10 protein-coding genes are annotated in these 12092 nt (G+C 73.8%); 6 read left to right on the top strand and 4 right to left on the bottom strand.

Going from position 1 to position 12092, the window contains the following annotated elements:
• Nucleotides 1–6: 6 nt before the first annotated feature.
• Nucleotides 7–1107, bottom strand: a complete 1101-nt coding sequence (locus tag KPL60_RS10970; protein WP_226365728.1) for a PrpF domain-containing protein — start codon at nt 1105–1107, stop codon at nt 7–9.
• A 273-nt stretch (nt 1108–1380) separates the two neighbouring features.
• On the opposite strand from KPL60_RS10970, the gene KPL60_RS10965 reads away from it, so the two are divergent.
• From KPL60_RS10965 to KPL60_RS10940, 6 genes are all read left to right on the top strand, one after another.
• Nucleotides 1381–2292, top strand: coding sequence for a LysR family transcriptional regulator (locus tag KPL60_RS10965; RefSeq protein WP_062401753.1), 912 nt, complete (start codon nt 1381–1383; stop codon nt 2290–2292).
• An 87-nt stretch (nt 2293–2379) separates the two neighbouring features.
• A complete protein-coding gene (locus tag KPL60_RS34625; protein ID WP_226364480.1) occupies nt 2380–3207 on the top strand; it encodes a phosphatase PAP2 family protein in 828 nt (275 codons plus the stop codon).
• A 653-nt stretch (nt 3208–3860) separates the two neighbouring features.
• Nucleotides 3861–4280, top strand: coding sequence for a PEP-utilizing enzyme (locus tag KPL60_RS10955; protein WP_178375381.1), 420 nt, complete (start codon nt 3861–3863; stop codon nt 4278–4280).
• 61 nt (nt 4281–4341) lie between these two features.
• The gene (locus KPL60_RS10950; protein ID WP_208825840.1) at nt 4342–5772 is read left to right on the top strand and encodes a hypothetical protein; all 1431 of its coding nucleotides are present in this window, start codon (nt 4342–4344) and stop codon (nt 5770–5772) included.
• A 105-nt stretch (nt 5773–5877) separates the two neighbouring features.
• A complete protein-coding gene (locus KPL60_RS10945) occupies nt 5878–6498 on the top strand; it encodes a hypothetical protein (protein WP_178375379.1) in 621 nt (206 codons plus the stop codon).
• Between the two features lie 2 nt (nt 6499–6500).
• A complete protein-coding gene (locus tag KPL60_RS10940) occupies nt 6501–9020 on the top strand; it encodes a pyruvate, phosphate dikinase (RefSeq protein ID WP_226364481.1) in 2520 nt (839 codons plus the stop codon).
• Nucleotides 9021–9105: 85 nt separating this feature from the next.
• On the opposite strand, the gene KPL60_RS10935 is transcribed toward KPL60_RS10940, so the two are convergent.
• From KPL60_RS10935 to KPL60_RS10925, 3 genes are read right to left on the bottom strand one after another with little or no spacing between them, the layout of a single operon-like run.
• Nucleotides 9106–9843, bottom strand: coding sequence for a tyrosine-protein phosphatase (locus KPL60_RS10935; protein WP_208825835.1), 738 nt, complete (start codon nt 9841–9843; stop codon nt 9106–9108).
• Nucleotides 9840–10922 (bottom strand): HAD family hydrolase, encoded by a 1083-nt coding sequence (locus KPL60_RS10930; protein WP_226364482.1) that lies wholly within the window; start codon nt 10920–10922, stop codon nt 9840–9842. Before KPL60_RS10930 ends, KPL60_RS10935 begins: the two co-directional genes overlap by 4 nt.
• Nucleotides 10923–10932: 10 nt before the next feature.
• Nucleotides 10933–11931 carry a hypothetical protein gene (locus tag KPL60_RS10925; RefSeq protein ID WP_226364483.1) on the bottom strand — a complete coding sequence of 333 codons (999 nt, stop codon included), beginning with the start codon at nt 11929–11931 and terminating at the stop codon, nt 10933–10935.
• Nucleotides 11932–12092: the final 161 nt, after the last annotated feature.

Below are 12092 nucleotides of genomic sequence, written 5' to 3'. Positions count from 1 at the left end.
GCGGTGTCAGGCGGCGTGCACCGCGGCCGTCGGGACGGTGGCGGCGGTCGTGGGCTCCGGCAGGGCCAGGAGTGCGTCCGCGATCCGGCGCGCGGTGCGGCGGACCGCGACCGCGGGCAGGCCGTCACGGCTGCCGTGCACGGTGGCGATCACACCGGCCGGGGTGTCGATCAGCAGGTCCTCCCGCTCCGTCGCGACGAGGTCGTGCAGGACGGTACCGGCGGTGCGGGCCGCAAGGGTGAGCGCGATGCTGCCGGTCACGGCGAGTGCCGGGTGGGTGCGCCCCATCGACAGCATGCGGACGGCCACGTCGGAGCGGCCCGGCGCGCCCTCCGCGACCAGCGCCAGCTTGGGGACGGCGCGGGCGGCGTCGCGCGGGGTGTCGGCCAGGCCCATGCGGACGGCCGAGGCCCGGCGGAGCACGTCCAGCCGGTCGAGCAGGCCCGGCACGGCGTCGATCTCGGCGGGCGACTCGTGCCCGGTGATCCCGACGGCCGCCGCCGGGACGACGACGACCGGGGCGCCGGCGTCGACGAGGGTGACCGGCACGCCGTGCACGACGTCGGCCGGGTTCCCGCTGGGCAGCAGCGACCCGGTCGTGCGACCGGCCGGGTCGACGAACCACATGCGGATGCCGACGCCGGGGGTCGGGACCCCGGGGATGTGCTCGTGGCCCTCCTCGACGACGCGCCCGCCGGGGGTCGGCACCTCCAGCACGATCAGCTGGCCGGTGTTGGTGTTGTGCACGCGGACCTCGGTGACGTCCCCGGTGGGGACGACCCACCCGCGGCGCAGCGCCCACGGCCCGACGACCGCGGAGCAGTTCCCGCAGTTGCTGGTCCGGTCGACCCGGCCCTCGGCGATGCCGACCTGGGCGAAGGTGTAGTCGACGTCCGCGCCGGGGCGGGGGCTGCGGGAGAGGACGACGGCCTTGCTGGTGGTGGACGTCGCGCCGCCGACGCCGTCGATCTGGCGCGGGTCCGGGCTGCCGTAGAGCCGGAGCAGCACCTCGTCGGCGGTGCGGCCGTCGACCCGGAGGTCGTCGGCGTCGAAGACCCAGCACTTGCTGGTCCCACCGCGCATCCACGTGGCGGAGATGTCTCGCATGGCTGCTCCCGGGGTTGCGGCGCGGCCGCCGGGGGTCGGCGACGTCGTCGACGGTGACGCCGACCGACGTGCAGCACAATCACGAGTTGTGGCACCCTCGTGAAGTCCTGCTTCAGGATCACGAATGCCGAAACGGAGCGAAGGACCGGCACGACCTCGTGATTATGCAGTTCATCAGCGTGAAGCAGAACTGCACGACCCCCAGCAGAACGCTGATTCACAGACTCCTCGTCATCGGTCGCTTCGCGCGGCCGACCGGCCCCCGGAGGCCCCGTGCTCGACGTCCGACGGCTCGCACTGCTCGCCGCGGTGCTCGACTCCGGCTCCATGACCGCGGCCGCCGATCAGCTCGGCTACTCACCGTCGGCGGTGTCCCAGCAGCTGCGCCGGCTGGAGAAGGAGGCCGGCCAGCCGCTGCTGCAGCGCCAGGCCCGCGGGGTGCTTCCCACCGAGGCCGGCGCGGTGCTCGCCGGGCACGCCCGGCACGTGCTGCGCCGCCTCGAGGCCGCCGAGGCGGACCTCGCCGAGCTGGCCGGGCTGCGCCGCGGGACGCTCGCGATCGGTACGTTCCCGACGATCGCGAGCGCGCTGATGCCGCGGGTCGTCAGCCGCTTCCGCCGCCAGTACCCCGACATCCGGCTCGACGTCCGCAGCGCCCGCCACGACGAGCTGATCGCGATGCTGGAGAGCGGCCGGGTCGGGATCTCGCTGCTCTGGGACTACGCCTGGGACCGGGTCGACCCGGCGCAGTTCTCGCTCACCCCGCTGCTCGACGACCCGACCGTCCTCGTCGTCGCCGACGACCACCGCCTCGCCCGCCGCCGCAGCGTCACCATGGCCGAGCTGGCCGACGAGGACTGGATCGTCCGCGCCCACGACCACCCGGTGGCCGAGGTGCTGGAACGCAGCTGCCGGGCCGCCGGGTTCTCCCCGCGCATCGCCTTCGAGGCGAACGACTACCAGGAGGCGCAGGCGATGGTCAGCGTCGGCGTCGGGGTGGCGCTGGCCCCGCGGACGGCGGTCAGCGCACCCCGTCCCGACGTGCGGGTGCTCGGCCTCGGACGGGAGGCGCCGTCGCGGCGGGTGCTGCTGGCGCACCGGCCGGACCGGCTGCGGGCGCCGGCGGAGCTGGCGATGCACCAGATGCTGGTCGACGTCGCGCGGGAGTACCAGACGCAGCCGTGAGCCCGGGACGGTCGCACCGGTGTCCCCGTACCTCCCCGCGCCGGCGCTCTCAGCGCCGCCACAGCACCGGCGCGGGACAGTTGCGCGGTGAACACCGCCGATGCACAGCAGGCCGCGGGACTCGTCCTGACACTCGGATGGCTGCTCGTCGCGGTCGTCCTGTTCGCCCACCGGGCGGGCCTGGTGACGTCGGGCCCGCTGATCGGTCGCGATGTCCGGGTCCCCGGCCCGTTGCTGTGGGGATCGGGTGCGGCGGTGGCGTTCTACACCGGGCAGGCCGTCGTCGTCGACGCGGTGGAGGACGCCCCGAACCGCATCGTCGCCGGTGCCGACCGGCCGGTACTGGACTGGATGATCGCCCACCGCACCCCGGACCTGACGGCGCTGATGGAGGCGGTCAGCCGCTACGGGGGTACGAACGGGACGCTGCTGCTCGCGGCGGCGGCCGTCGCCGTCCTGCTGGTGACGCGTCGCTGGTGGGACGCACTGGCCGTCGCCGTCGCGACCGGCGGTGTGGCGGTGCTGGTGCCGACCTTCAAGGACCTCTACGGCCGCACCCGCCCGCCGGTGGCGACCCAGCTGGTCGTCGAGCCCGACCTGTCGCTGCCCTCCGGCCACGCCCTCGGCGCGATCGTGGTCATCGGGATCATCGCGGTGGTCCTGGGGCGCGCGGTGCGGTCCACCGGGTGGCGGGTCGTGGTCGGCGCCGTCGCCGCCGCCGCGGTCCTCACGATCAGCCTCAGCCGGCTCTACCTGGGGGTGCACTGGGTCACCGACGTCGCGACCAGCTGGACGCTCGGCGGGGCCTGGCTCGCGGTCGTCGTCACGGGTCTGATGTGGGTGACCGGACGAGGCTCGGGTTCCGGCGTACGCGGTCGTCCGGTCCGGCGTCCCGGACCGCTCGTCGGGGGCTGACCAGCTCGGCGCGCAGCACGCGGCCCGGCGCGGGCGACGACCTCGTCCCGCATCGCCGGTCACGGACTCGGAGTGGTCGGGGCGGTACGCGAGGTCGACCGGTCCGGTACCGGCTCGGCCGGGATCCTCGTCTCGAGCACACCGGCCTCGACGGCCTTCGTGGACCTCGCGCACCAGGGCCGATGCCTCGCAGGGGTCCGAGTTCGCACGGATCCGCTCCGCCACCCCGGCCGGGCCCACCGCCCGGACGGCGGTCCCTCGGGCAACCGCCCTATGGATTCGCCTCGGCTCGGCCCGCCCCGAGGCTGCCCACGCGTGCCGCCGTCCCGTCGACGATCTCGGGATCCCGCGGCCCGTCGTCGCGGGTTCCCGTCGCGGGGCCGTCCGGCCGGACGCCGGCAGAGCCCGGCGCGTGGGCGGACCGGTGCGCGGGCCGCACCGGCACGCCACTCGGGCGGAGGTACCGCGCGACGTCCCGTCGCTGCTGATCTGGATCTGTCCCCGCAGGACAAGCTCCCCGTCCAGTTTTGTCCGTCGGTTCCATCGGAGCACGTGGTGATTGGCGGCACTGTGACCCACACGACGCCGAGGTGCCGTGACCGGCCGGCCCCGCGGGACGTCGCCGGTCCACCCGAGTTCAAGGAGGAACTTCCATGGCCGAGGTACTGGCCGAGGGCTACAACGTCTTCGACACCGGCAAGTCCCCCAGCGGAACCATCAAGTACCTGTCGTCCCCGGCCGACGTCATCTCGCTGATCCAGTCGGGGAAGCTGCAGGAACACATCCTCCTGGTGCAGGGCGGCACGACCACCTTCCTGGCTCCCGCGCTCAGCATGGGCGCCATCGGTGTGATCACGATGTCCGGTGCTCCGGAGTCCCACCTGGGGATCCTGTCCCGCGAGTTCCAGACGCCCTGTGTGATGACCGCCCACCTCACCAGCAGCGACTCGCGCTACGTCGTCGGCAGCACCGACCCGTCGCACTTCGACGAGATCGCGACGGCCCTCGACGGCCGCAAGGTCCGCCTGGACTGCACCGACGGGGAGGTCGGCCGCGTCGTCGCCGACGACTGACCCGGTCCCGACAACGACCCCCTTCCACGACGCCGACGAACCGGGACAGGAGCACAGCGCAGTGACCGCAACCGAGGGCAAGAAGGCGACCTACAAGCAGCGATACGAGGAGGGCGACGACGGCCTCCGGTTCCAGGACCTGACCTACACCGGCAACTTCGTCGGCCTCGAGCCCGTCACCGACGGCATCAAGGGCGACAAGATGCTGAAGGAGCGCGCGAAGTCCGGCGTGCTGGAGAAGGTGTCCAAGGAGGACGTCCTCAAGGACCGGTTCAGCATCGACGAGCTGAACGACCTCAACAACTACCTGGCCTGGAACATCTGGGACGTGCTGGTCATGCGCGCCACCGAGGGCGTCAGCGGCATGATCCCCCGCCAGGAGTACGAGATCCTGGCCTTCATGCACGAGTTCTACCGCTGGCCGGAGATCCTGCGCATGACCACCAACGAGGTGGGTGCGCAGGGTGTCATGGACATCGGGGCCAGTGCGCGGCGCGAGATCGGCACCAAGGTCAACTCCGTGCACGACTGGTGCATCGGCGCCGTCGGGTTCGGCATGGGCCGGTGCGGCCTGCTCGCCCTGGAGGCCATCGGCCCGGACGACTACGTCGCCGAGTCCAACGAGATCCTCAAGTTCATGCAGCGCGTGCTGTGGGGCAAGCGCCAGGACGGCTACATCCTCAACTCGCAGGACCGCTACCGCTGCCGGATCCACGAGGAGGACTTCCTGCAGCAGCTCACCTCGCAGATCGAGCCCCTCGACCACGGCAGCCCGAAGCACGCGGCGTTCACCCAGTTCAACGCCGCCACCGAGCTGCTGGCCTTCCTGCACCACTACGACAACCGGCTCGGCCTGGGCGACACCGGGCCCTACGAGCTCCCCGACGGCACCCTGCTGATCCTGCGCGACCTGTTCGTGAACGAGGAGATCTACCACTGGTCGGACGTGAGCGAGGACGCGAAGCTCCCGCACGCGTACACCCTGGCCATGATCATCGACCCGGAGAAGATGGGCCTGGAGGAGATCCGGGTCAACGACATCTCCACGACCTTCACCCGCCCGAAGAACTACATCGAGGCCATCATCGGCGGCGCGGTCTTCGCCCGCGAGAAGTGGGACACCCCGATGGGCGAGGTGTACCCGATCGCCGTCGACGACCTGTCCGACCACCTGGGCCGGGTCCAGCAGGCGACCCTGAAGCTGTACACCAAGACGTCGAAGATGTGCCGCCGCGACCTCATCTGGAACGGGCAGTACGTCTACTACATCGACATGATCCTCCCGCACCTGCGCAAGGCGGGGACCTACGAGAAGGCCTGCCGCGACTACGACCTGTGGGAGATCGACCAGCGGGTCTCGAACTACTACTACGAGATCACCAAGCGCGGCTTCGCCCAGGAGACCGTGCCCAGCAAGATCTTCTCCGGCGCCGGCTACCTGCCGTTCTCCGACAAGGCCGACCTGCGCAGCTCGAAGGGACGCTGGCTCTAGACCCGCCGCACCGGCCCGCCCCGCGGGCCGGCCCGCCGACGAGCCGACCGGACCGGGCGGCGTGGCGCTCCCCGCCACGCCGCCCTGCCACGTGAAGGGACACCCATGTCCGCAGCCGTGCTGGACAAGACGGACTACGACGTCCTCGACGTCGTCGCCCTGAAGAAGATGGCGACCGCCCAGGTCGTCGCGGCGGCCTCCGGCGTCGCCGCCGACCGTGTCGACGCGGTGCTGGAGGATCTGGCCGGGCGGGGCCTCGTCGTGGTCGCCGGGGGTGCGGCGCTGCCGACCGACGAGGCGGAACCGGCGCTGCGGGCCGCCGCCGCGGAGCACTACGCGCGGGTGCGCACCGACGACGACGTCCTCGCGCTCGTCGACCGGTTCGAGACGACGAACACCCAGTTCCTCACCACGATGTCGTCCTGGCAGCAGATCGACGTCGGGGGACGGAAGGTCACCAACGACCACACCGACCCCGACTACGACGACAAGGTCATCGCCCGGCTCGAGAAGCTGGTCGCCCGCCTCACCCCGCTCCTGGAGGCGCTGGCCGCCTTCGACGCCCGCTTCGCGCTGTACGGCCGGCGGTTCGAGGCCGCGATCGGGTCCGTCGACGAGGGACGGCACGAGTTCGTCTCCTCGCCCACGATCGACTCGGTGCACAACATCTGGTTCGAGTTCCACGAGGACCTGCTGCGCACCCTCGGCCGGGAGCGGACGGAGTGACCGTGGCCGAACCGCAGAGCGCCGGGCGCCCGGGCGTACCGGCCACACCGGGCTTCACCCGCACGTTCGCCGAGGCCGATCCCGCCGATGTCGACCGGCTCGGCGGCAAGGGGAGCGGTCTGGCCCGGATGAGCCAGCAGGGGCTCCGCGTCCCGCCGGGGTACGTCATCGGCACCGACGCGTGCCGTCGCTACCTCGCCGAGGGGACGCTCCCGGCCGGGCTGGCCGACGAGGTAGCGGCCCGGCTCGCCGAGCTCGAGCGGGACTCGGGGAAGACCTTCGGCGCCGGTCCGACCCCTCTGCTGCTGTCCGTGCGGTCCGGGGCCCCGGTCTCGATGCCCGGGATGATGGACACCGTCCTGAACCTCGGCATCGGGCGGGAGGCCGCCGTCGCGCTGGGCGCCGTCACCGGGGACGCCCGCTTCGTCGCCGACCTGACCGCCCGGTTCCACGCGATGTACGCCGAGACCGTGCTCGGCGCGCTCGACCCGGGCGAGGGGTGCGACGCGCTCGTCGCCGCCGTCGACCCGGCCGAGGAGGTGGGCGCGGTGTACGACCGCATCTGGTCGGCCTGCGAGGCCGCGCTGGAGGAGTCCGACGGCGAGTCCGTCCCGGCCGACCCCACGGCCCAGCTGTTCGGCGCCGTCGAGGCGGTCTTCCGGTCCTGGAACACCCGCAGGGCCCGGACCTACCGGGAGTTCCACGCCATCCCGCACGACCTGGGCACCGCCGTCGTCGTGCAGTCGATGGTCTTCGGCAACCTCTCCGACGACTCCGGCTCCGGCGTCGTCTTCACCCGGAACCCCGCCTCCGGCGAGCCCGGCCTGTTCGGCGAGTACCTCGCGCACGCCCAGGGCGAGGACGTCGTCGCCGGGACGAGGACCCCGGACCCGGTCGACCGGGCACTCGCCCCCGCCCTGCTCGACGAGCTGCGGCGCACCTGCGCCGACCTGGAGCGGGACCGGGGCGACGTGCTCGACATCGAGTTCACCGTCGAGCGGTCCACGCTCTACTTCCTGCAGGTCCGCAGCGCCAAGCGCACCCCGGAGGCGGCGGTGCGGATCGCCGCGGACTTCCTCGCCGAGGCACGCGTCGCCCCCGCCGTGGCCCTGCGCAACCTCAGCCCCGAACAGGTCCGCCAGGTCCAGCGCCCCGGCTTCGACGACGACGAGGTCGCCCGTGCCCGCGCCGGGGACCGGCTGCTGACCACCGGTATCGGGGCCTGCCCCGGCCAGGTCAGCGGGGTCCTCGTGCTGGACCCGGACCGGGCGAAGGAGCGTGCCGACGCGGGCGAGGACGTCATCCTGGCCCGCGCCGTGACCAGCCCGGCCGACCTGCACGGGATGATCGCGGCGAACGGCATCGTGACCGCCACCGGCGGCTCCACCAGCCACGCGGCGGTCGTCGCGCGGGCGCTCGGCACGTCCTGCGTGGTGGGCGCGTCGGCGATCACCGTCGACGAGGCGGCCCGCACCCTGGTCGTCGGCGGCCGGACCGTCGCCGAGGGCGACGAGGTCTCCCTCGACGGCGCCGGCGGAGAGCTGTTCCTCGGCCGGATCAGCACCGCGACGCCCGCGGCCGCGACCGGGGCGCTGGGCTCGGTGCTCGCCGCCGCGGCCGGGGCCTCGGGCTGCGAGGTGCTGGTGCGGGTGACGCTGCCCGCCGACGTCGCCCGCGCCCGCGAGGCCGGCGCGAGCGGGCTGGTCACCGCCGTCGACGACGTCCTGGCCGCCACCGGCCACCTGGACGGTCTCGTCGAGGAGCTGCTGTCCGACGCCGGGGTGCAGGAGCGCTTCGACCGCGTCGCGGACCTGGTGGAGCAGGAGCTCACGCCGCTGCTGGACGCGGCGGGGGACCTGCCCGTGGGGGTCCGCGCCGTGGACCTCGTCGCCGACGAGGCGCGGGAGCTGCTCCAGCAGACGGCGGTCACCACCCGGCACCCGGAGCTCGCCCTGCCCCTCGGCCGCCCCGCGCTGGTCGAGGCCCAGCTGCGCGGCCTGACCCGGGCGGCCGCCGCCGCGGGCCGCACGGGTGGGGTCCACCTCGCGGTGCGGCACCTGTCCGACCCGGCCGAGGCGGCGGCGCTGCGTGCGCTGGCGACGGAGGTGCCGGGCGCGGTCGCCGTCGGCGCGTACCTGACCAGCCCGCGGGCGGCCGCCGGTGCGCCGGACATCGCGGCGTGCGTCGACGTCCTCTGGGTCGAGGTCCGGGCGCTGCAGTCCGCGGTGTTCGGGATCCCGGCGCGCCAGCTGCTGACCTCCGACCCGTTGGACGACTACCTGCGGCGGGGGCTGCTGTCGGTGGACCCGCGCACCGCGCTCGACCCGGTCGTGCGGTCGCTGCTCGGCACCGTCGCGGCGGCGCAGCGGGCGGACCTGCCGGTCGGCATGCGGCTGTCGGGGGAGGTCCCGGAGGAGGCGGCCGCCCAGCTGTACGGGCTCGGGTTCCGCCGGTTCGCCGTCGACGTCGACGGGGCCCGGCCGCTGGTGCTGGCACTGGGGAAGGCGGCCCTGGGCGACTGAGGCCCGGCGGCCCCTCGCCCGGGGCCGGAGCAGCGCGGCGGCCCTCCCCGGACCGGGGAGGGCCGCCGCGGTGTCCGTGGCACGGTCAGCGGCCGGCGGGCACCAGGAGTCCGTCGCGGAGCTGCCGCGGCACGGACGCGGCGATCCCGCGCCGCCGCGCCCAGCCGTGGGCGCCGCCGTGGTCACGGTCGAGCGCGGCCAGGAACCCGCGGATCGTGTACTCGCGTGCCTCGTAGACCGCGGGCGGGACGACGTCGATGTGGTCGCGGTAGCGCGGCCAGGTGCGGAAGCGCTCGACGATCCGGACCATGTTGGGCCCCGAGCGCAGGTAGTCGGCGACGATCTCGTCGTCGTCGACGCCCAGCAGCCGCAGCAGGAGCGCGGTGACCAGCCCCGTCCGGTCCTTGCCCGCCGCGCAGTGCAGCAGCGTCGGGCGCCCGGCCAGCGCGGCGACCACCCGCACCACCGTCGCCAGCGGCGACGCCGGTGACGACAGGTGCTCCAGGGAGAACGACAGCGACTGCTCGTGGGCGGGCAGGTCCGAGACCGGGAGGTCGAGCAGGGGCGCGTTGAGGTAGCCGACCGGCCGCAGGGCGAGCGGCCCGCGGCCCTCCTCGACGGCCTCGGTCCCGCTCCGCAGGTCGACGACCAGCTCCAGCCCGAGGCCGGACACCAGGTGGTCGACGTCGGCAGGGGAGAGCGCCTGCAGGGTGTCGCTGCGGAACAGGGCACCGGGCCGGACCCGCAGGTCCGGACCGGCACGCAGCCCACCGAGGTCGCGGAAGTTGTAGACGCCGTCCATCCCGCGGGGCGGGGTCGTCATCCGCGCACCACCCGCCGCACGGCGTCGAGCAGCTCCTGCCCGGCGGCCGGGCCCGGCGGCCCGGGAGGCGCCTCAGCCAGGGGAACGGAACCCGAGCCGGGGGCGGTCCCCGCGACACCGGCCGCGGGAGTGAGGCCGGCCGCGGCGGTCCGGCGCCGGTCCCGGCGCACCCGGGCCGCGCTGCTCAGCGGCGCCCGGAGCGGGTCGCCGCCGCAGCCGCACCCGCAGTCCCCGCCCCCGGCCGAGGCGTCCCGCACCGGCGCGCCGGCGTCGTCGGACGGCTCCCGGGCGGAGCCGGTGCGCGGAGGGGTCGCGCAGGCGGGGGCCGTACCGCCGGCCGGGACCGCGCAGGCCCCGCCCGGGGGCAGCGCGGCGGCGTCGCCGAGCAGGTGCGCGGTGATCTCCTGCGGCCACAGCGCGACGAACTCCGCCCCGGCGGCGAGCAGCTCGTCGGGGGAGTGCATCCCCCACGCCACCCCGACCGCGCGGATGCCGACCTCGACGGCGTCGCGGACGTCGCCCGCGGTGTCGGTGACCAGCACCGTGCTGGTGAGGTCGGGGGTCTGCAGGCGGCCGCCCTCGTCGTAGTCGGCGGAGCAGCGGCGCCCGTAGGAGTTCGCGGCGTCGGCGAGGAAGGTGCGCATGGCGGTGCGCTTGTCGGGGGCGACGTCGCCGCCGAACACGTGCGCGAAGCAGTACGCCAGGTCGTTGCCGGTGAGCACCCGTCGCATGACCTGCATCGCGTTGGACGACATCACCGCGAGCGTGCAGTGCCCGGCGAGCCGCCGGACGACGTCGGCGACCCCCGGGACCAGCGGCGGGTCGTACTCCTCGCGCAGCAGGGTGAGGAAGGCGTTCTTCACCTCCGCCGCGTGGGCCTCGTCCCGGCAGAGCTTCGCGATCGAGTCGTAGACGTTGCCGCGGAAGAGGTCGAAGTACTGCTCGGGTCCGTCCACCCCCAGCCCGAACCGGTCGTTGATCGTCGAGAACACCGTCCAGGAGGCGATGCGGGTCTGCACCAGCGTCCCGTCGAGGTCGAACAGCACGGCCTCGACGGGCGGCGGGGGAGTGGGGGTCACGTCCGTGGCCTCATCTCCGGCCGTGGGCCCTGTCGTAGACCGCGCCGAGCTCGCCCATGCCGACGAAGTCCATGCACTCGCCGTAGGCGGTGCGGCCGTCGAGGTCCCAGCGCAGCAGCGCGTTGTGCCCGACGACGCCGGGCTGGGACTGCCACGGGAAGGTGGTCAGGGCCTGGCCCTCGGCGTTCCAGACCCGGTCGGCGGAGTCGGTGACGCTGATCGAGATCCGTTCCGGGTAGAGGTGCGAGCGCTTCGTGACGCCGCCGCCGGCCTTGAGCCCGCGCAGCTCGCCGTTCTCGACGACGTAGCCGTGGGTCAGGCGCAGCGGCGACTCGCCGTCCGGGCCGTTGTCGGTGGAGAAGTCGAACAGGCCGTGCAGCACGAGGTCGGTCCCGGCGTGGGCGTGCATCCAGCTCAGCCGCGAGGTCTGCCGCTCGGCGCGCACCCCCCAGCTGTGGTCCATCGTGGACACGCAGTCGATCGGGGTCGTGACCCCGCGGAGCCGGATCTCGCCCTCGTAGTGCCCGGACTGGTCGAAGTGGCCGGCGTAGGCGTGGCCCCAGGTCTTGGCCATGTCCTTGCCCGCGGCCAGCGGGTCCATGTCCGGGTCGTTGATGTCGTAGGGCTCGTGCAGGGCGGTGTAGCGGAACCGGATCTCCAGGTCCGCGGCCGGGTCGGAGTAGGAGACGTCCCAGATCCGGTGCGGGTCGGTCGCGACGACCTTCAGGCCGTTGGCCAGCTCGTAGTCCAGCAGGTTCGACGGCTGCGGCACGACCAGGTGCTCCCAGGCGTCCCAGTAGTCGGCCTCCCAGGGGGCCCGCACGCGGCGGCTGTTCACCGAGACGGTGGAGCCCACCACGCCCAGCGGCTCGCGGAACAGCCCGTAGAGGCCGATGTTCATCGGCCGGTCGGTGTCCTGGCCCGCGTAGAGGCCGAAGTAGTTGGTCTCGGCCCAGAGCGGGTCGTCGCTGGTCGGCGGGTGGAACTGTGCGTCCTCGGGGCGGATCACCGATGAACCTCCTGGCGCGCGGGGGCCCGGTGCGGCCGGGCCGTGGTCTACGTCCTGCACGCTCCCGCGGTGCTCCCGGTCCGGCCACGGCGCCGAAGGACAACGGCCGCCGGTCACGTTGTCCGGAACGGATAAGGCTGCGGGGATCGTGCCGGTCCTAC

The sequence above is a fragment of the Pseudonocardia sp. ICBG162 genome (genome assembly GCF_020496225.1).
GTDB lineage: Bacteria > Actinomycetota > Actinomycetes > Mycobacteriales > Pseudonocardiaceae > Pseudonocardia > Pseudonocardia alni.
This window is presented reverse-complemented; position numbering and strand designations above follow the sequence as displayed.